Genomic DNA, 20,070 nt, shown 5'->3' with positions numbered 1-20,070 from the left:
CACATAACGGAGTTGGGAACATAACCCCGATAACCTAAAATCCGGTGTGACCAAAGCTCACCGCTACGAACCTGACCTCAATCCGACCTACCAGGACATGGCCGCCCATTACGGCGTGGCCGTAGTCCCTACGAGGGTCCGAAAGCCCCGAGATAAAGCCAAGGTAGAAGGCGGTGTGTTGATCGTCGAACGCTGGATTCTGGCGGCGCTGCGCCACCGTCAGCACTTCTCGCTCGGGCAGCTCAATGCAACCCTCCGTGAGCTGCTGGAAAAGCTCAATCGCCGCCCCTTCCGAAAGCTGCCCGGCTGCCGGCGTGACCACTTCGAACAGCTGGACAAACCCGCCCTACAACCCCTGCCAGCTGAGCGTTATGTCTACGCGGAATGGAAGAAGGCCCGAGTGAATATCGACTACCACATAGCCGTTGACGGGCATTACTACTCGGTACCCTACACCCTGATCAAGAAGGAGGTGGAGGTCCGAATCACCCACAACATCATCGAGTGTTTTTACCGGGGCAACCGGATCGCCAGCCACCGCCGCTCTGATCAGAAGGGGCGGCATACCACCATCTCCGCCCATATGCCCGAATCCCATCGGCAGGCGGGTGAGTGGTCACCGGAACGGCTCATCGCCTGGGCGGCCAAGACCGGGCCCGCGACGGAAAAGCTCATCCGCACCGCACTGGGTGCCCGCAAACACCCGCAGCAGGCTTACCGCTCCTGCCTGGGCATTCTCCGGCTGGGCAAGAGCTACGGCGAGGCACGACTGGAAGCCGCCTGCCGGCGGGCCCTGATGCTGGGTAGTTGCCGCTACAAAAGCATTGAATCCATTCTCAAACACCGCCTGGACCAGAAGCCCCTGGAGGAACAGCAAGAGCTGGCCTTACCCGATACCCACGATAATATCCGCGGCCCAACCTACTACCACTGAGGGAACCTGACATGCTGAAACATCCGACTCTGGACAAACTCCATGCCCTCAAATTGACCGGCATGGCCGCCGCACTGGCTGATCAGTCGGCCACGACTGACATCACGGAACTGAGCTTCGAGGAACGCCTTGGACTGCTGGTTGACCGGGAGATGACCGAACGAGATAACCGACGCCTGACCAGCCGGCTGCGCCGGGCTGGACTGCGACACACCGCCGTTCTCGAAGACCTGGATTACCGGAACTCACGGGGGCTGGATAAAGGACTGATCCAATCCCTGGCAAGCTGCCAATGGGTGAAGGAACACCTGAATGTGCTCATCACCGGTCCCACCGGTGTTGGCAAAACCTGGCTGGCCTGTGCCTTGGCGCACAAAGCCTGCCGGGAGGGCTACACCGCCCAGTACGTTCGCCTGACCCGGCTGCTACGAGAACTGACCATCGCCAAAGGAGACGGCCAGTACCCCAAACTCCTGACCAACCTCGCCAAAGTCGATGTGCTGATCCTGGACGATTGGGGGCTCATGAAACTGAGCGCAGAGAACCGAAGAGACTTGCTGGAAGTGCTGGAAGACCGGTATGGCCGTCGTTCCACCATCGCCACCAGCCAACTCCCTATCGAGGAATGGCATGACGTCATCGGTGACGCCACTCTGGCGGATGCGATTCTGGATCGGCTGGTTCACAACGCCTACAAGATCAACCTCAGGGGTGAATCCATGCGAAAACGACAAGCAAAGTTGACGGGCACCACGGCTTCGGAGTAACAATGAAACCCCCGCGTCGCTACGCTCCGATGGGTGGCAGCCTTGCGCCGGTCCGGGTGGCAGGCTTCAGATGGAATGGGTGGCAACCTTCAGCGGTTTACGCACCCAAGCGAACCTCCTTTCAAATATAACACCTAAGCATTTAATGGTCGTGCGCAGCATGACCTTTAGATGTCTGTTGGACTAAGCCGCCAACGCCGCAGCTATCGAACGATGCTTAAGGATAAAGTAATTTGAAGGCCGGACCGGAACGGTATATCTGGGGCCAGGTACGAAGCTATGTCGGCGGGTTTTGGTCTCATTCGATCCTTCATGAGGCGGTTCCTTGTTGTGATTACCCTTAGATTACCCCTCGTATACCCCTTTTTCCAGCGTTGGCCCGCAGAAACGCCCAGCTCCTTTAGAACGGCTGTTTTCCTCGTACCGAACCGGGCGGGGATGGGTTAGCCCGTTGGGATCACTGCTGGTCTAAATCGTGGGATCTGACGAGTCATCCGAACCACACCGCTGTCACAAAGAAGACACGGCCAGCATCGCTGAGACGCCGGGCTCTCCAGGGTCGCTTCTGGTTTGGGCGGCTGCGATAAGCAGTGCCGGATAACCGCCAGTTTGCGGCGTCGAGTGCAGTTGCTCAGGTAGCCAAATGGCGAATTCGCATAAAGTCCTTCGGCAGGATATGCATCAGGAATCGCCGTACGAACTCCTGGCCATCCAGCCCTTAGGTCTTCAATCGGGAATGATCCCGATAATCCTTATAATGGAAGGCGATTCGGTGAGTGTAGCGAGCCAGATAATCGACCACGCTCTCAACCTGGTTCAGGCAGTGTCGGGTGTGAACCACCCAATCGTGTTGCATCAGGCCGTCGAGCACACCATCAATCTCACCGTTGCGGGTCACCCGGTGCAGTTCGCCTGCGTTCACCGCCGCTCTTAGCAACGACACCATTCGCTCTCAAAAACGTCGGAATAAGGCCCGTACCGGGAACAGGTAGTGGTTTTTGGCCTGGGGAAAACACCAGAGACAGGCGCTCTTCACACCACTTAATCTCCCGGGGATACACTATACCTGCCTATTGTGCCTGTCCTTTGTGGATATGATTAAATCCAACCGTTTAATAACCTCGAAAAGCGTCTACTTGATTCATTAGGGCCCGACCACTTTTCATCAGTCGATAGTTTTTCAAAATTTGAGGTGCGACTGAGTTAGGGTCTGTAATGCTTGAGCAGTGAGGGGTCAGGAGTATTTTTTTATTCTGCCAAAATGGATGCATCTGAGATAATGGCTCTTCTCTAAAAACATCAAGGCACGCTGCTCTCAGCTGACCTTCATTTAGTGCTGTTATCAGATCTTCATCTATCAAGTGTTCGCCCCTTGCTACATTGACCAAGCAAGCCCCAAAAGGCAGTTTATTAAAGTTTTCAAGGTTAAGAATACCACGCGTCTCGTTTGTCAGGGGTAATAAGCAAATCAATATATCTACTTGCGAAAGAAACTCTCCTAGCTGCCTGTCACCTGCATAAGACTTTACTCCGGTAATCGTCTTCTGAGTGCGGGACCAACCGATGACATTAAATCCAACATTAGAAAACTTGCTCGCCGAATATTCTCCAAGCTTACCCAGCCCCATTACACCGATGGTCGTATGGGCTATTGCTTTGGGTGACTGTTGTTTCCAGTTCGATTGGTATTGCTGGGTTTTGTATATGTCAAAATCCCGGAAGTAATACATAACGGCTGTATGAAGATATTCATACATAGACTGTGCTAATAGAGGGTCTATAATTCTTATCACCGGTAGGTCTTTTGGAAAAAACTCATCATTCAGTAAATGATCTATACCTGCGCCCATAGAGCAGATGCATCGCAGATTTGGGTAGTCTTGTAGAACGCCTTCAGGATGATTCCAACACAAGGCAAACTCAACGTCAGCTTTTCGGCTTTCGTTTGGCCATATTTGAACGTCGAGAGTAGAGTCTAAGGCCCTTAGGGCGGCTACCCAGGGTTGAGGGTCTTTATTGGTACAAATAATTGATATTGTCATGTTATTTTGTTTTTTCCCGTAACCATACTGAACGCTTCATCGCCGCCAAAACGCGACTTCCTCATTGTCACCCACGAATGCAGAGCAAAGGTTCAGCCAAGCTATATCGAAAAAATACCTTAGCTCAAAAATGACGTGAGCGCACGGCACCGCGCGACGTCCAGGTTATTGCAATAATCCAGAAGTCGCACGATTCAAAACGGGTACGGGGAAAGGGCTGGCGTTTGCCGCCAGCAGTTCTTGCGGGGACGTTAGGAAGCGTTGTGGTCGTCGTCTTAACTCTCAGCGACGTTGCTTAATCTTCTTCCAGGCCGTGAACGCTATCGCGCTGACGATCACTGCCGCAACCAAGTATTCAATATGCAGAACGTCGCCAATGGCTTCGTGGCCGGAGTGCGCCAGCGCGTTCGTAGAGGCCATCAGGAGCGCTGCACTGATACTCATTTGTTTGATGTTTTTCATGACTATTTCTCCGTTTTAATTCAAAAGAACAAAAGGTATTCGGTCAGGCCGTTTCAGCCAGCTTTTCCGGCCTGCGCTCTGGCAACATTCCCCTTTCCAGAATGAAGCTGATAATGGTCTCCAGTCCCACCCCATCATAAAGGTTGGCAAACACAAAGGGCCGTTCGCCGCGCATCATTTTGGAATCACGCTCCATGATGTCCAACGAGGCGTGCACGTATTCGGCGATGTCGATTTTGTTGATGATCAACAGGTCGGATTTGGTGATGCCGGGGCCGCCTTTGCGGGGAATTTTGTCGCCGGCGGATACGTCGATCACGTACAGGGTGAGGTCAGACAGTTCCGGGCTAAAGGTGGCCGATAGGTTGTCGCCACCGGATTCCACCAGCACCAGTTCCAGGTTCGGGTGTCGAGTTTGCAAGTCGTCGATGGCCGCCAGGTTCATAGAGGCGTCTTCGCGTATGGCTGTGTGGGGGCAGCCGCCGGTTTCAACACCCAGTATGCGGTCTGCCGGCAGGGCGTCGTGCTTCAGCAGGAAGTCGGCGTCTTCTCTTGTGTAGATGTCGTTGGTGACCACGGCGATGTCATAGTGGTCTTTCAGGGCGTTGCACAGTTGGCGCAGCAATGCGGTTTTGCCGGAGCCTACCGGGCCGCCAACGCCTATTCTCAAGCAATGTTTCATGGTTATTTCCTCGGTCGCTATTCGTTTTTGAAGACGTCAGTTTCTGCAAAAGTTAACTTCTAAAAAGTCTCGAATACTGTGTTTCGTGCAACGCACTGCCCAGTGCCAGCCCCGGCAGAATGGGGCCGAGTTCTTCGTCTTCCCTTTGCAGGGCAGCCTCTACGGCGGTCACCAGCAGTGGGCGCATATGCTCGGTGATGCGCTGGGCGGCGGTGTGGCCAAGGGGCAGCGCTTTGCAGGCGACGGACAGCTGGTTTTCTAGCCAGGCCCAGGCAAAGCCAATGAGCGTTTGGCGTGGCGGTACCTGTCGGTAATGGGCTACCCAGGCGAACATGGTGATGTAACCCGGTTGGTTTGGAATCAGGTTCGCGCCCGGCAGCAGGCCCAGGCTGCGCAGCAACGTCACCAAGGCGGCGCCCAGGCGGGTGTCTTCGTCACTCAGTTCGGCGGTTTCACGGATCGCTTGTAGCCAGGTGTTCCACTGGGCAATGGCCTCTGCGTCTTCCGTTGCCCAGGCCGTTTGCAGCCGTGCCAACAGGGGCAGTTCGCAGCGGCTTAAGCCATCTTCAAGAACACCTTCCAGCCATTCGCGTAAGTCGGCTTCGGTTTGCACCCAGCCCAGTTCAAACGCACTTTCCAGGCCCTGGGACCAGGCAAAAGCGCCGATGGGCAGCGCGGGGCTGACCAATTGCATCAGGCCCAGTAGTGCCAGGTCGCTCGACCCACTTGGTTGGCTGTCAGTGCGCATGGTTTTCAGTGCTCATGGCTGTGCGCAGCCGAAGAATAAGCACCCGGCTCGGGGTCGAATTTGGCGTTGTGGTGGACCAGGGTGGCGCCCAGGTGCTCGGCCAGTTCTTCCAGTACGTGGTCTGGCGGGAAGCGAATCCAGCCGCCCTGCTCGTCTTCGCCAATGGCCAGTGACACGTGGCGGTTACCCAGGTGGAAGCACAGGCGTGCCAGCGGCAGTCCGGCGGCAATGCGTGCGGTTACCACTGGCTCATCGGCGGCGCGAATGCGGATAACTTCGCCGGTTCGGGCTTGCAGCAGGTCGCCATCGCGCAGTACCGGGCCACGGTCCAGAAACAGGCCTACGTCGAGGCTGGTTTCGGTGGTGGCGCGCAGGCGACCGCGCATACGCAGTTCGTAAGGCAGTATCAGATTGTCGTGAATTTCTGCGCTGTCGATGTTGTGGATGCGCTCTGTTAATTCCAGCATAGGATTCTCCGGTTGCGCGTTAAAACAGTGGCGCCTTAAAACAAGTGGTAGCGCTGGGCCAGCGGCAATTCGCTGGCCGGCTCGCAGGTGAGCAGTTCGCCGTCTGCGTACACTTCGTAGGTTTGCGGGTCTACGGTGATGTGCGGGCAGGCGTCGTTCAGTTTCATGTCGGCTTTGCGCACCTGCCGCACGTTCTTGCAGGCCGCCAGCGGGCTGTCCAGGCCCAGTGCTTTGCCAACGCCGGCATCCAACGCCGCCTGGCTGACGAACGTCAGGCGCGTGGCGCTGGCCGCTTTGCCGAAAGCGCCAAACATCAGGCGGTAGTGCACGGGCTGGGGCGTGGGGATAGAGGCGTTAGGGTCACCCATGGGCGCGGCTGCAATCATCCCGCCTTTCACAATAAGGGCCGGCTTTACGCCGAAAAACGCCGGGTTCCACAGCACCAGGTCTGCCATCTTGCCCACTTCCACCGAGCCCACTTCATGGCTGATGCCGTGGGTGATGGCGGGGTTGATGGTGTACTTGGCGATGTAGCGTTTGGCGCGAAAGTTGTCGGCACCCAGGCTTTCATCTTGCGGCAGCAAGCCACGTTGTTGTTTCATTTTGTGGGCGGTTTGCCAGGTGCGGCACACCACTTCGCCCACCCGGCCCATGGCCTGGGAATCAGAGGCGATCATCGAGATAACGCCCAGGTCGTGCAGGATGTCTTCCGCGGCGATGGTCTCGCGCCGAATGCGTGAATCGGCGAAGGCGACGTCTTCCGGGATGTTCGGGTCCAGGTGGTGGCACACCATCAGCATGTCAAGGTGTTCGTCGATGGTGTTCACGGTGTAGGGCCGCGTGGGGTTGGTGGATGACGGCAGCACGTAGGGTTTGGAACAGGCGGTGATGATGTCTGGCGCGTGGCCGCCACCGGCACCTTCGGTGTGGTAGGTGTGAATGCAGCGTTCTTTGAAAGCAGCCAGGGTGTCTTCCACAAAGCCGGATTCGTTCAGGGTGTCGGTGTGAATGGCCACCTGCACGTCGTATTTGTCCGCCACTGTCAGGCAGTTGTCGATGCTGGCCGGGGTGGTGCCCCAGTCTTCGTGCAGTTTCAGGCCGATGGCGCCGGCTTTTATTTGCAGTTCCAGGGCTTCGGGCAGGCTGGCGTTGCCTTTGCCAAGGAAGCCGATATTCATCGGCATGCTGTCCACAGCCTGCAGCATTTTGCCCATGTGCCAGGCACCGGGTGTGCAGGTGGTGGCGTTGGTGCCGGTGGCCGGGCCGGTGCCGCCACCGAGCATGGTGGTAATGCCGCTCATCAGGGCTTCTTCAATCTGCTGGGGGCAGATGAAATGAATGTGGGCGTCGATGCCACCAGCGGTGAGGATTTTGCCTTCGCCGGCGATGATTTCAGTGCCAGGGCCGATAACGATGGTGACATCTGGCTGGGTGTCGGGGTTGCCGGCTTTGCCGATGGCAGCGATACGGCCGTTTTGTAGGCCAACGTCGGCTTTAACGATGCCCCACCAATCCAGAATCAGGGCGTTGGTGATGACGGTGTCCATTACGGTGTCGTCGGCGCGCTGGCTTTGGCCCATGCCGTCACGGATGACTTTGCCGCCGCCGAATTTTACTTCGTCGCCGTAGTGGGTGGCGTCGCTTTCCACTTCTATCCACAGCTCGGTGTCGCCCAGCCGGACTCGGTCGCCGGTGGTGGGGCCGTACATGTCGGCGTAGGCTTGTCTTGTGATTTTCATGTCTTCGCCTCCAGATTTCCCATCACTTCGCCGCGGAAACCGTAGATATTGCGACTGCCGGCAAACGGGATCAGGGTGACCTTTCGTGACTGTCCAGGCTCGAAGCGAATGGCGGTGCCTGCGGCGACATCAAGCCGGTAGCCTGTTGCTTTGGGACGGTCAAACTCCAGCGCCGGGTTGGCTTCGGCGAAGTGGTAGTGGGAGCCGATCTGTATCGGGCGGTCGCCGGTGTTGGCGACGTCGACGGTGATGCGTTTGCGGCCGGCGCAGAGTTCTATGTCGCCGTCTTTCAGTTGGTACTCTCCGGGGATCATGGCGCGGCCCTCATACAATGGGATTGTGAACAGTCACCAGTTTGGTGCCGTCCGGGAAGGTGGCTTCTACCTGCACTTCGGGAATCATCTCGGCGATGCCGTCCATCACGTCGTCGCGGGTCAGAATTTCTGCGCCGCTGCTCATCAGCTCGGCAACGGTTCGGCCTTCCCGCGCGCCTTCCATAATTTCGGTGCTGATCAGGGCGATGGCTTCGGGGTAGTTCAGTTTCAGGCCTTTGGCTTTGCGGCGTTCGGCCAACAGGCCGGCCGTGAACAGCAGCAGCTTGTCTTTGTCTCTTGGTGTCAGTTCCATTTTGTTATTCCTCTAATCTCAGGTCAGCCATATCCGCGGCACTATCGCCGCTTTGCCGGTCAGCAAGGGCCGCAATAACTCCCAGGCTTGCTGGCATAAAGCCCAGGCTTCGTTTCTTTCTTGTCCCAGATAACGCAACAGCACCACGCCCCGGCGACGAGTAACGGCCCAGCGTGGACTTGCCGGCAGTGCGGCACGCAGCGCTTCTATCGCGGCGGCTTCGTGTTCCAGACCCACCACCCACAAGGTGGCCTGAACGGTTGCGCCGCCCTGGCCCCAGGGGCCTTTGAAGCGGCGGTGTTGCGGGCTCATGATTTGGCGTTCCAGCCATAACGGCTGGCCGTCCATCCGCAGTTGGAAACGCTGTTCCAGGTGGCCGGATGCGAACGGCAACTGGCTGGCCGGGCGGCCAAGGGCGAGAATTTCCCAGCCCAGGCATTTGGCGCCGGTTTGCAGTTCGATGGTGGTGGTTTGTTCGCCCCGGGAGCCGTCAAACGCCAGGGTTTCCTGCGGCAGGTATTCGAGTGTGGCGTTGCTGGCGACGTGCAAGCAGGTGTGTTGTCCCCAGGCCACACCATGGCTGTCAGCTTTGTAGAGTTTGGCGGCAGCGGGTGTGGTTAGCAGCACGTGCGCGCCTTTTTCCACGGTGGCATCAATACGCAGTTCGTCACCGCTGACCAGCCCGCCCGGCGGGTGTAGCAGGTACACATGACAGCAGCCGTTGCGGCCTTCCGGGTAAAACGGCCGCTGCACTCTTAATGGGCCGTGGTGTTTACGCCGCGCTAATCGGGTAATGGCGTTGCCTGACCCGTCGCTGCGCAGGTCAAAACCCAAAGACAGAGCCGCAGCCCAACGCCTTTGTGGATCGAAGCGGTGGCCGGAATCCTGTTCTGGCGAGTGCAGGGGCGCTTTGGGCTGATGAACAGGCTGGTCAACGGGCGCAACGCGCTGAAGTACGGTCATACCGTCAGGTGCTTTTTAATGAGTTCGTTGGTCAAACCGGCGATTTCGCCTTCGGCTACGCGGCGGCCGCGGTCGAGGATGGCGAAGCGGTCGGCGTATTTGCGGGCGAAGGGCAGTTTTTGCTCCACCAGCAGCACCGTCAGGCCATCTTCTTTAATCAGCGTGCGAATAACCTCGCCAATCTGAGCAACGATGTTGGGCTGAATGCCCTCCCCCGGCTCGTCCAGAATCAGCAGGCGGGGTTCAATCACCAACGCCCGGCCAATGGCCAGTTGCTGTTGCTGGCCGCCAGAGAGATCGCCGCCGCGGCGGTGGCGCATTTCTTCCAGCACCGGAAACAGTTCGTACACGCGCTCGGGGATTTTTTTGCTGCCGTCTTTACGCACCGCCAGGCCGGTACGCAGGTTTTCTTCCACCGTCAGCAGCGGGAAAATCTGCCGGCCCTGAGGTACGTAGCCTATGCCGAGGCGAGAACGGTCTTCAATTTTTTTCTGGGTAAGCTCGACCTCCTGGGCGAACGTGATGGAACCGCTGCTGACGGTTTCTTCGCCCATGATGCATTTCATCAGCGTGGTTTTACCCACGCCGTTGCGGCCCATAACGCAGGTACACTGGCCCTCGGGCACGTCCAGTTCGAGATCCCAAAGGGTGTGGCTTTCGCCGTAATACTGGTCGATTTTCTGGATTTTCAGCATCAGGCTCTCAACTGGCATCAGGCTTCCTCCCCCAAGTACACCTTGATAACGTCCGGGTGGTTAGACACCTGGTCCATGGTGCCTTCCGCCAGCACGCTGCCCTGGTGCAACACGGTAACTTTGCGGGCAATGGAGCGCACAAAGCCCATGTCGTGTTCTACCACTACAACGGACTGTTTGCCGGCAAGCGTGGTGAGCAATTCGGCGGTGCGTTCCATTTCCTGTTCGGTCATGCCCGCCACGGGTTCATCTACTAGCAACAATCGCGGTTTTTGCATCAGCAACATGCCAATTTCCAGCCATTGTTTCTGGCCGTGGGACAGAATGCCGGCCAGGGCAGCGCGCAGGTTGCGCAGGCCAATCAGTTCCAATACTTCGTTGATGCGGTCACAACATTCGCCGTTCAGTACCGCGGTCAACGTAGGCAGTACGCGTTTGTCCGCCGCCATAGCCAATTCCAGATTTTCAAACACCGTGAGTGCTTCAAACACTGTGGGCTTCTGGAATTTGCGACCAATGCCCAGCGAGGCGATTTCAGGTTCGCTTTTGGTCAGCAGGTTATGGCGGCTGCCAAACCACACCGAGCCGGTGTCGGGGCGGGTTTTACCTGTGATGATGTCCATCATGGTGGTTTTACCGGCGCCATTTGGGCCGATGATGCAGCGCAGCTCGCCGTCGTCGATGGTCAGGCTCAGGTTGTTGATGGCCTTGAAGCCGTCAAAGCTCACGCTGACATCTTCCAAGTACAGAATAGGCCCGTGGCGAACGTCGACCGGCGATTCCTCTGGAATCAGAAAGTTGAACACCTTGTCGCGATTGCCGAGTTCCTGAAAAAAGCTCATACAGTGGCCTCCTGCGAGTCGGACTTGTTGGCGGAAGCAGCAGCCTTCTTAGGCTTGAACACCAGCCCGGCAATGCCTTTGGGCAGAAACACCGTAACCAGAACAAACAAACCGCCCAAGGCGAACAGCCAGGCGTCTGGCATCACGCCGGTAAGGACGGTTTTGGCGTAGTTCACCAGCACCGCACCAATCACCGCGCCGTAAAGCGTGGCGCGACCACCCAATGCCACCCAAACCACAATTTCGATGGAAAACAGCGGCGAGAATTCGCTGGGGTTGATGATGCCCACCTGGGGCACATACAAGGCGCCCGCTACGCCCGCCAGCATGGCCGATATTACGAATACGAATAACTGCACCCGTTCCACCCGATAACCCAGAAAGCGGGTTCGCGCTTCGGCATCGCGGCAGGCCACCGCCACGCGGCCCAGTTTGCTGGTGACAATGCCGCGGCAAATCACAAAACCAATCGCCAGCGCCACACCAGTGGCCAGGAACAGCCCCAGGCGAGTGGCATCGGTGCGCAGGTTGAAGCCCAGAATGTCGCGGAAATCGGTCAGGCCGTTGGCACCGCCAAAGCCCATTTCGTTGCGGAAGAACGCCAACATCAGCGCAAAAGTCAGCGCCTGGGTGATGATGGACAGGTAAACACCCGTCACCCGCGACCGAAACGCCAGAAAGCCGAACACCAGCGCCAACAGGCCGGGCGCCAGCAGCACCATTGCAAAGGCAAACCAGGCCATGTCGAAACCCAGCCAGTACCAGGGCAACTCCTGCCAATCCAGAAACACCATGAAATCCGGCAGAACCGGGTCGCCGTAGGTGCCGCGATCGCCAATCTGGCGCATCAGATACATGCCCATGGCGTAGCCGCCGAGGGCAAAAAACGCGCCGTGGCCCAAGCTCAGAATGCCCAGGTAACCCCACACCAAATCCACAGCCACGGCCAGCAAGGCGTAACACAGATACTTGCCCAGCAGGGTGACGGTGTAAGCACTAACATGCAGCGCGCTGTCTTGCGGCGTAAAAACGTGCAGCACTGTGACGATCACCAGCGCCGCGAACAGAACACCCAGAAATGTTCGGGTGGAGCGTTCAGCTAAAGGTCTTGTTAGCCACATACTGGTGTCCCTTCTGGCTGATTATTTGATTCACTGCGAGAAACTTGTGTCACGCAGTGAATTATAAGATTGGCTAAACGAGACACTTCACCCCTCCGCCGCACGGCCTTTCTGGGGAAACAATCCCCGAGGCCGTTTCTGAATGAACAGGATGATCATCACCAGCACCATAATCTTGGCCAGCACCGCACCCACCCAGGGTTCCAGCAGCTGGTTGATGGTGCCCAGCGTCAATCCGGCCAGCAGCGTGCCCCACAGATTGCCCACACCGCCGAACACCACCACCATGAAAGAATCGATGATGTAGCTCTGGCCCAGGTTGGGGCCGACGTTGGTAATCTGTGATAAGGCCACGCCCGCCAGGCCGGCAACGCCAGAACCCAAGGCAAAGGTGAGAATGTCGACGCGGGTGGCTCTTATACCCATGGAACGGGCCATGGCCCGGTTCTGGGTAACCGCCCGAACCTCTAGCCCCAGGCGGGTTTTACGCATAATCAGCATCAACCCGGCGAACACCACCAGCGCAAAACCAATCACGTAAAGCCGGTTAAGAGTCAGTGACAGTGCTTCGTTGATCATCACCGAGCCACTCATCCACTCCGGTGTAATCACCGTGCGATTCAGCGGGGAAACCACCGTACGCACCAGCTGTTGCAGAATCAGGCTTACGCCGAAGGTGGCCAGCAGAGTTTCGAGCGGGCGGCCTTTCAGGTATTGGATAACGGTGCGTTCAATCACCACGCCGGCCAGTGCCGCCACCAGGAAACCGGCAGGAATGGATAGAATCAGCGCCAGGCCCGGCTGGCCCGGCAGCAGTTGCTGCATGCCCCAGGTGGTGTAGGCACCCAGCATAATCAGCTCGCCGTGGGCCATGTTGATAACGCCCATCACACCAAAGGTAATGGCCAGGCCGATGGCGGCCAACACCAGAACCGAGCCCATTGACAGGCCGAAATACAGTGTTTCGGCGGCGCGGTTCAGAGTCAGTTTTTGCTCGATGCTGTCCATAGCTTTCGTGGCAGCCGCAACCAGCGCCGGATCGTCACTGCGCATGGCTTGCTGCAGGGCAGCGCGGGCTTGCGAGTTCAGGCTGCCAGACAAGGTTTCAACTGCCGCCAGATCGCCCTGTTCGGCCACGCGGTAGATCGCCAGTGCCTCGGTCAATGCGGCGCGAACCGGCTCACTCTGTTCGGTATCAATAAGGCCCGGAACGCGTTCGGCCAATGCGCTGTCTACGCTGCCTTTAAGGGCGCGGGCGGCGGTTAAGCGGCTGCTTTGGTCAGGGCTTTTCAGGTCAATCACCGACAGGATGTCTTCCAGTTCGCCACGTAACGCGTTGTTAACGCGAACGGTGTCGATGTCCCGGCGGGAGAATTCGCCCAGACTTTCACCGGTCAGTGCGCTTTGCACGGTCCAGTTGCGGCCGCGATTGTCCGTCACGATGATGAATTGCCCGCTGGATTCAATGCGGGCCAGTTTGTTGCTGGCAAACGATTCCAGCCAGCCCCGGGCGCGTTCATCGCCGCTGCTGGCAATACGATTAACCACGGCTTTTTTGTCTGCAAATGACGAGTCCGCCAGTGCCGTGAGCAGTTGTTGCGCTTCGGTGTCTTCCACCTGGGCCTGGGCAAAGCCCGGCCAGAGCAGAGAACAGACAAGCAGAAGCTGACTGAGCAATCGGATGATGCCCATGGTTGAGTCCTGTTTTTGTATAAATAAAGGGGTCAGGCGAAAAACGCTGTGCTAAAAGAAGCTGTGTTAAAAAGACGGACGGGGAACCACTCCCGCCCGCAAAAGGGTATGGCCGTTTTGGCCTTATTCGGCAGCCACCGCCGCTTTACCGCCGCAGGTTCCAGTGACCACATTGAAGTTGCCGCAGGACATCGGCTTGCGCCAGTCGCTGATCAGGTCTTTTGACCCTGGCAGGAAGTCAGACCAGGCATCGCCCACAACGGTAGACGGCGTTTGCCACACCACGGAGAACTGCCCGTTGTCTTGAATCTCGCCAATCAGTACCGGCTTGGTGATGTGGTGGTTCGGCATCATGGTGGCGATACCACCGGTGAGGTTAGGCACGGCAACGCCGATAATGGCGTCTTTCACTGCGTTCACATCGGTGGTGCCGGCTTTTTTCACCGCTTCCACGTACATGTTAAAACCAATGTAATGGGCTTCCATCGGGTCGTTGGTGACGGCATCTTCGTTACCGGTATAAGCAACCCAGGCGTCGATGAAGTCATAGTTGGCGTCGGCATCTACGCTCATGAAGTAATTCCAGGCCGCCAGGTGGCCGACCAGTGGGCCTGTATCGATACCCGACAGTTCCTGCTCACCCACAGAGAAGGCGACCACCGGAATGTCAGCGGCATCGATGCCCTGGTTACCCAGTTCGCGGTAGAAAGGAACGTTGGCGTCGCCGTTAATGGTGGAAACAACGGCGGTTTTCTTGCCGGCGCTGCCGAACGCTTTGATATCCGACACAATCGCCTGCCAGTTGGAATGGCCGAAAGGCGTGTAGTTAATCATGATGTCTTCGGCGGCCACGCCCTGGGCTTTCAGGTAGGTTTCCAGAATCTTGTTGGTGGTGCGCGGGTACACATAATCGGTACCGGCCAACACCCAACGCTCAACGCCGATGTCGTTCATCAGGTAGTTAACGGCGGGTATCGCCTGCTGGTTGGGCGCTGCACCGGTATAGAACACATTTTCAGACGACTCTTCGCCTTCATACTGAACCGGGTAAAACAGCAGGCCGTTTAGTTCTTCGATGACTGGCAGTACCGACTTTCGTGACACCGAGGTCCAGTTGCCGAAAATAACGTCGACTTTTTCTTTCGCCAGCAGCTCGCGGGCTTTTTCAGCAAACAGCGGCCAGTTAGACGCGGGGTCCACCACTACCGGCTCAAGCTGGCGGCCCAGGATACCGCCCGCTTCGTTCTGTTTTTCAATCAGCATCAGCATGGTGTCTTTCAAGGCGGATTCGCTGATGGCCATGGTTCCGGAAAGGGAATGCAGAATACCCACCTTAATGGGGTCCTCTGCGGCGACGGTACTAAAAGAAATGGATAGCGCCAGTGCAGAGAGGCCCAGTTTCACGTGTTTTCTGATGCTCATTTCGTCTTCCTTTGCGTCTTGATGGATTGCGCTGTTCGTCAGCAACACAACCCTCACTCTGCATGGAACGTTCCAACCATGATCATTCATCAGCAAATTCAATATGTTAAATCCAAAAAAACGAATAAGACCGAATAAAATTGAAACAATTTGTAAGCGCAACGCACCAAAACACACGCAGTCGAAAGCCCCATGTTCACAATTGGTGCGTGCGAAGATACGCGAGGTTAGATTGAACGGTACGGGGAGTTATTTCAGCTAAATGGGTTTCGAGAGGAACTAGTGCTCAGCCGAAAAGAACCGGATATTATTCTTACCCACGCTTTTGGCAGCATACATTGCACTATCGGCATTTATGATTAAGTCCGAGGAGCTGTCCCCGTCAGCAGGGAAAGTGGCAATACCCAGCGATACGCCTATCTGGACCACTACACCAAGAATCTCTATGGGCTCATTAATCGAGGCAACAATACGGTTCGCGACTTCGGTAATTTCGTCTCTTCCCCGCGGGTTGTTAAGGATGAATATAAACTCATCGCCACCCACACGGGCTATAGTATCGGAGCTTCGCACCAGCGCCAGTAGCCGTTTCGCCACATCTTTTAACAGATCGTCTCCGATTTTATGACCCAGCTGGTCGTTTACGAGCTTAAACCCGTCAAGGTCGAGAAACATCAGTGCGAAATGGCTCTCTTCGCGATTGGCGTGGAGAATCTGTTGGTTAATCCGGTCCATCAATAAGGTTCTGTTGGGCAGGTCGGTCAAAGCATCGTGAAACGCCAAGTGCCGGATGTGCTCGTCTTTTTGCCAAAGCGCAGTAATGTCACTGAATACAGAAACATAGCGCATGGGTTCGCCGGCTTCATCAAGCACCATGCTGATGGTCATGCGTTGCAGGTAAAGCTCTCCGTCTTTATGGCGGTTCCATATCTCGCCATGCCAGCGCCCCTTGGCGTTTATTTCCTCCCACATGGACGCATAAAACGCCTGGTCATGCCGATCGGAATGCAGGATACGAGGCGTTTGCCCGACGGATTCCTCAAGGGTGTAGCCCGTAATTTCAACGAACCCTGGATTAACCGACAAAATTACACCGTTAACATCGGTAATTAAAACACCATCGAGCGTATTGTCGAAAACACACGCGGCCAGCTTGAGCTTTGCCTCAACCTCCTTCAGAACCGTTATTTCGCTGGCCTGAATAGAGAACCCCTGAACCGTACCGTCGGCTTCAAAATCAGGAATATAGTTCCCGATGATATGCCCGACACTGCCATCGGCTTTGTTCAGAGTGCGCTCGAAGCGCTGCGGTTCGCCAGCCAGCACGGCACGAATATGGGGCTCATTCAGAGCATAAAGTTGCTCGCTGACCAAGTCCTGAAACCGAATTCCGATAACGTCCTCAGGCGGCATGCCAAACCATTCACTGAAGGCATTGTTCGCATAACGGCAACGTAAATCCCGGTCCCAATAACCCATCATGTTTGGGGTGCTATTAATGATGGTTCTAATGAGTTGATCACTCTTCAGGCTGGCCGCTGATACGGAATCGGCCTGCTTTAGTGCTTCTCTTTGGATGCGATGAGTAACGTGGATATGGTAAGCAATGATTGTGCAGGTAATGGCAAACGTGGCCATCAACAAAAAGTAAAATCCATGCTCGATAAAAGAGTGACTTACAGATAACGGCCATATCGCAATGCTTGCGACCAAGCTGACAACGGCAAGTACAACGAAACAATATTTGGTGCAGGATGAGGTAATTGCCGCATTTGCCAAATACCTGTGTGTTTTTTGACCGATCATGTCCTATCTCTGGGTATAAGCATACTATTTCCAAAATGTGTCTATGACGATGCAACCCTCGGCTTCTTACGTGAATTTAGCACAACTTTCAGGTTATTGATGTGAATACCAAGCAGGGGCAAGTGAAAAACACGCAATCTTCTGCGACATGTTATGGGTGCCGATTACGGCTTGGCCGGGCGCTGCACGAACAGCGACACCAGCGCCAGGCACGCGGAGCCCACCATCAGCAGAACCGACACCGCATTAAGTACAGGCGTTGAACCTTCCCGCAGGCGGTCAAACATGGCGATGGTCAGAGGGGCATCGGAGCCCACCAGCATCAACGTCGTGTTGAAGTTTTCAAAGGACATCAGAAATGCCACCACGCCGGCACCAAACAGCGCGGGTTTCAGGAACGGCAGGGTAACGGTGGCAATGGCGGTCAGACGGCTGGCGCCCAGGTTCATGGCTGCTTCTTCCTGGGTAATATCGAATTTGCGCAGGCGCGCAGAGATCACCAGAGTGGCAATGGTGGTCAGGAACGCAAACTGACCCAGCGTGACCAATACCAAGCCCGGGCGCAGGGCTTCTATTTCTATACCAAACTGCACCTCAAACCAGTTGGCCACGGTGCTGCTGAATACCAGAATGGACACCCCGAGTATTACCCCCGGGATCACCAGCGGCATCAGCATCAGCACATAAAGAAAGTTCTTACCCGGAAACTGTTCGCGCTCGAACAAAAAGGCGTTGCAGGTGGCCAGTGCCAGACTGGCCATGGTGGTGACAATGGCCACCTGAACACTCACACCAATACTGTCGAGCAGGGCGTTATCGTGAAACAGGCCGAGCCTGGGATCGCCCTTACCCAGATACCAGTCCCAGGTGAAACCATTCCACGGCAGCGACGGGAATAATGCGTCGTTAAACGAGAACGCCGCCACAACCACCAGGGGCGTGATTAAAAAAATGAAAAACAGCGTTACATAACTCAGGTAGGAAACCCGAAAGAAACGGCTGCTGGGAATAGAGGGAATCATGACATCACCCGTGTAAACGACTGCCTGGTGATTTTCAGGCCCAACCAAACAATGAGTGACGAGAGTATCAGCAGCAGAATGCCGAAAGCGGCGCCCTGCTCCCAGTTAAAGCGGGTAATAAACTGGGTGTAGATCTGCTCGGTAAACCACAGGCTTGATTTGCCGCCCAGTAACGTGGGGGTCAGGTAGTTTCCGAGCGTGAGCATAAACACCACGATGCAGCCGCTCATAATGCCAGGCATGGCGTGGGGAATTACAATGCTGCGCATCACGTTCCAACTGCTGCCGCCCAAGTCGTATCCGGCTTCAATCAGGCTGTTGTCCAGGCTGTCGAGGGTGGTTACCAGTGGCACTACCATAAACAGCATGGAGGTGTAGATAAGCCCCACCATGATGGCGACGTCGTTATACAGCATTTCAACGGGTTGATCCGCAAGCCCGAACCACTGCAGCGCGCCGCTGATCAGCCCGGTTTCGCGCAGTAATATCATCCAGCCGTAGGTACGCACCAGTTCGCTGACCCAGAACGGCAGCAGGCACAAAATAAACAACGCAATCCGCGGCCTGCCGGTGAGCACTTTGGCAATGTAAAACGAGACAGGGAAGGCAATAATCAACGTCATCACTGTGGCGATAATCGACATCACCGCGGTGCGCACAAAGGTATTCCAGTAAAGGGGTTCGGTAAAAAACGCGGTGTAGTTACCAAAGCTGAACGCATATTCCCGCGATGCAATGCGCTCGCGCAGTGACACCAGCACCATATCGATGTGCGGCAGAATAATCAGCAGGCTGAGCCACAGCACGATAGGCGCCAGCAGCAACCAAAAGCCCAGGCGGTACTGGGTACGGTTGAAGTTGCCGCTGGTTTTGCTCATTGCGTGCCCAGCGGCTTCGTATCCGCGGGTGCGACGAAACAGAGGCACTGGCTGGCTTGCCAACTGACATGCACCGATCGGCCCGGCTCTAATGCCTGAAAGTCTGCGGTCTGCGGCAGCGCTACTGTTAGCTCGGCGCCTTCGGCGGTTTCCACCTGAACCCGGCTTTGTGCACCATCAAACAATACGCGTGAAACGGTGACGGCCAGGCAATTGTCTTGTTCCGTTGCCGGCCTGGATGTGCTGATCTGCATCACTTCCGGCCGAACAAACAAGGTAATGGGTGAGCCCGACAGCAACGGTTGGTTGGCGTGGCTCAACAGACGAACGCCCTGCTCGGTCACAATGGTGACAGCGTCGCCAGACTGCGACTGCACTTTGCCTGCGTACTGATTGCTGTCGCCAACAAAGCCTGCCACAAAGGCGGTTTTTGGCTGGTAGTAAAGCTCTTGCGGCGTGCCTACCTGCTCAAACCGGCCCTTGTTCATTACCGCTACTTGGTCAGACATAACCAGTGCTTCAGACTGGTCATGGGTGATGTAGACAAACGTGGTGTTGAACTCGCGCTGCAACCGTTTGAGCTCAATTTTCATTTGCTCGCGCAGTTTTAAATCCAGAGCGCCTAACGGCTCATCGAGTAACAACACGGCGGGGTTCAGCACCAGGCAGCGGGCTATGGCTACGCGCTGTTTTTGCCCGCCAGAGAGCTGATCAATGCGCTTGTCGCCAAACCCGGGCAAGTGAACCTTGGCCAGCACTTCGTCAATCAGGGTGGCGTGTTCACGCTTGGGAATGCCTTTGCGCTTCAACCCATAAGCAATGTTTTCGGCCACCGACATGGTGGGGAACAGCGCCAGGTGCTGGAACACCATGTTGACGGGCCGCTTGTTCGGCGGCGTGTTCAGCACCGACTTGCCTTTAATCAGAATATCGCCGGAATCCGGTTGCTGAAAACCAGCCAGCATTCGCAGCAGCGTTGTTTTACCGCAGCCAGAAGGGCCAAGAATGGAAAAAAACGCCCCGCGAGGGATGCTGAACGACACCCCGTCGACCGCGGCAAACTCACCAAAATGTTTGCTCAGCAGGGTGCAGGCAAGATCTTCCTGCACCCCCGCATCTGCGCTCGATGCGCTTGCGTGATCCGACATAGACAACAACCTT

General features: G+C 56.3%; 19 protein-coding genes and 2 pseudogenes. 2 read left to right on the top strand and 19 right to left on the bottom strand.

From position 1 onward, the window contains the following. Window positions 1–25: 25 nt before the first annotated feature. Together ATI45_RS19935 and istB are read left to right on the top strand one after the other, a co-directional pair. Window positions 26–934, top strand: a pseudogene (locus tag ATI45_RS19935) (Mu transposase domain-containing protein); the annotation flags it as partial. 11 nt (window positions 935–945) lie between these two features. Further along, a complete protein-coding gene (gene istB / locus ATI45_RS19930; RefSeq protein ID WP_007352135.1) occupies window positions 946–1,701 on the top strand; it encodes an IS21-like element helper ATPase IstB in 756 nt (251 codons plus the stop codon). A 631-nt stretch (window positions 1,702–2,332) separates the two neighbouring features. Here the strand turns inward: istB and ATI45_RS22885 are convergent. The 19 genes and pseudogenes from ATI45_RS22885 to ATI45_RS19835 form a co-directional block, all read right to left on the bottom strand. After that, window positions 2,333–2,647 (bottom strand): annotated as a pseudogene (locus tag ATI45_RS22885) (transposase). Between the two features lie 166 nt (window positions 2,648–2,813). Then, the gene (locus tag ATI45_RS19920) at window positions 2,814–3,743 is read right to left on the bottom strand and encodes a 2-hydroxyacid dehydrogenase (protein WP_098421323.1); all 930 of its coding nucleotides are present in this window, start codon (window positions 3,741–3,743) and stop codon (window positions 2,814–2,816) included. 282 nt (window positions 3,744–4,025) lie between these two features. After that, a complete protein-coding gene (locus ATI45_RS19915) occupies window positions 4,026–4,205 on the bottom strand; it encodes a hypothetical protein (protein WP_098421322.1) in 180 nt (59 codons plus the stop codon). Between the two features lie 43 nt (window positions 4,206–4,248). After that, window positions 4,249–4,887 carry an urease accessory protein UreG gene (gene ureG, locus ATI45_RS19910; protein WP_098421321.1) on the bottom strand — a complete coding sequence of 213 codons (639 nt, stop codon included), beginning with the start codon at window positions 4,885–4,887 and terminating at the stop codon, window positions 4,249–4,251. Window positions 4,888–4,939: 52 nt separating this feature from the next. Beyond that, on the bottom strand, window positions 4,940–5,635 hold the full coding sequence (locus ATI45_RS19905; protein ID WP_098421320.1) for an urease accessory protein UreF: 696 nt from the start codon (window positions 5,633–5,635) through the stop codon (window positions 4,940–4,942). Window positions 5,636–5,640: 5 nt separating this feature from the next. Beyond that, on the bottom strand, window positions 5,641–6,102 hold the full coding sequence (ureE, locus tag ATI45_RS19900) for an urease accessory protein UreE (protein WP_098421319.1): 462 nt from the start codon (window positions 6,100–6,102) through the stop codon (window positions 5,641–5,643). 35 nt (window positions 6,103–6,137) lie between these two features. Beyond that, the gene (gene ureC / locus ATI45_RS19895) at window positions 6,138–7,841 is read right to left on the bottom strand and encodes an urease subunit alpha (protein ID WP_098421318.1); all 1,704 of its coding nucleotides are present in this window, start codon (window positions 7,839–7,841) and stop codon (window positions 6,138–6,140) included. Next, the gene (locus tag ATI45_RS19890) at window positions 7,838–8,155 is read right to left on the bottom strand and encodes an urease subunit beta (RefSeq protein ID WP_098421831.1); all 318 of its coding nucleotides are present in this window, start codon (window positions 8,153–8,155) and stop codon (window positions 7,838–7,840) included. The genes ureC and ATI45_RS19890 overlap by 4 nt, the downstream gene beginning before the upstream one ends. Window positions 8,156–8,165: 10 nt before the next feature. Beyond that, entirely contained in the window at window positions 8,166–8,468 is a 303-nt protein-coding gene (ureA, locus tag ATI45_RS19885) for an urease subunit gamma (RefSeq protein WP_007352270.1), read from the bottom strand. Window positions 8,469–8,486: 18 nt separating this feature from the next. Then, entirely contained in the window at window positions 8,487–9,431 is a 945-nt protein-coding gene (locus ATI45_RS19880) for an urease accessory protein UreD (protein ID WP_098421317.1), read from the bottom strand. Then, window positions 9,428–10,126 carry an urea ABC transporter ATP-binding subunit UrtE gene (gene urtE, locus ATI45_RS19875; RefSeq protein ID WP_098421830.1) on the bottom strand — a complete coding sequence of 233 codons (699 nt, stop codon included), beginning with the start codon at window positions 10,124–10,126 and terminating at the stop codon, window positions 9,428–9,430. Before urtE ends, ATI45_RS19880 begins: the two co-directional genes overlap by 4 nt. A 17-nt stretch (window positions 10,127–10,143) precedes the next feature. Further along, window positions 10,144–10,968, bottom strand: coding sequence for an urea ABC transporter ATP-binding protein UrtD (gene urtD / locus ATI45_RS19870; RefSeq protein WP_098421316.1), 825 nt, complete (start codon window positions 10,966–10,968; stop codon window positions 10,144–10,146). After that, window positions 10,965–12,089, bottom strand: a complete 1,125-nt coding sequence (urtC, locus tag ATI45_RS19865) for an urea ABC transporter permease subunit UrtC (RefSeq protein WP_098421315.1) — start codon at window positions 12,087–12,089, stop codon at window positions 10,965–10,967. The genes urtD and urtC overlap by 4 nt, the downstream gene beginning before the upstream one ends. Before the next feature lie 87 nt (window positions 12,090–12,176). Beyond that, window positions 12,177–13,781, bottom strand: coding sequence for an urea ABC transporter permease subunit UrtB (gene urtB / locus ATI45_RS19860; RefSeq protein ID WP_098421314.1), 1,605 nt, complete (start codon window positions 13,779–13,781; stop codon window positions 12,177–12,179). Window positions 13,782–13,904: 123 nt separating this feature from the next. After that, the gene (gene urtA / locus ATI45_RS19855) at window positions 13,905–15,203 is read right to left on the bottom strand and encodes an urea ABC transporter substrate-binding protein (protein ID WP_098421313.1); all 1,299 of its coding nucleotides are present in this window, start codon (window positions 15,201–15,203) and stop codon (window positions 13,905–13,907) included. Between the two features lie 279 nt (window positions 15,204–15,482). Further along, on the bottom strand, window positions 15,483–17,009 hold the full coding sequence (locus tag ATI45_RS19850) for a diguanylate cyclase domain-containing protein (protein ID WP_098421312.1): 1,527 nt from the start codon (window positions 17,007–17,009) through the stop codon (window positions 15,483–15,485). A gap of 164 nt (window positions 17,010–17,173) precedes the next feature. Continuing rightward, entirely contained in the window at window positions 17,174–18,031 is an 858-nt protein-coding gene (locus tag ATI45_RS19845) for an ABC transporter permease (protein WP_007352259.1), read from the bottom strand. Next, window positions 18,028–18,909, bottom strand: coding sequence for an ABC transporter permease (locus tag ATI45_RS19840; protein WP_098421311.1), 882 nt, complete (start codon window positions 18,907–18,909; stop codon window positions 18,028–18,030). Before ATI45_RS19840 ends, ATI45_RS19845 begins: the two co-directional genes overlap by 4 nt. Then, the gene (locus tag ATI45_RS19835) at window positions 18,906–20,057 is read right to left on the bottom strand and encodes an ABC transporter ATP-binding protein (RefSeq protein ID WP_098421310.1); all 1,152 of its coding nucleotides are present in this window, start codon (window positions 20,055–20,057) and stop codon (window positions 18,906–18,908) included. Before ATI45_RS19835 ends, ATI45_RS19840 begins: the two co-directional genes overlap by 4 nt. Between the last annotated feature and the right edge of the window lie 13 nt (window positions 20,058–20,070).

This window comes from Marinobacter sp. LV10MA510-1 (assembly GCF_002563885.1).
GTDB lineage: Bacteria > Pseudomonadota > Gammaproteobacteria > Pseudomonadales > Oleiphilaceae > Marinobacter.
The sequence above is the reverse complement of the archived record's forward strand: the minus strand, read 5'-3'. Positions and strand labels throughout refer to the sequence as shown.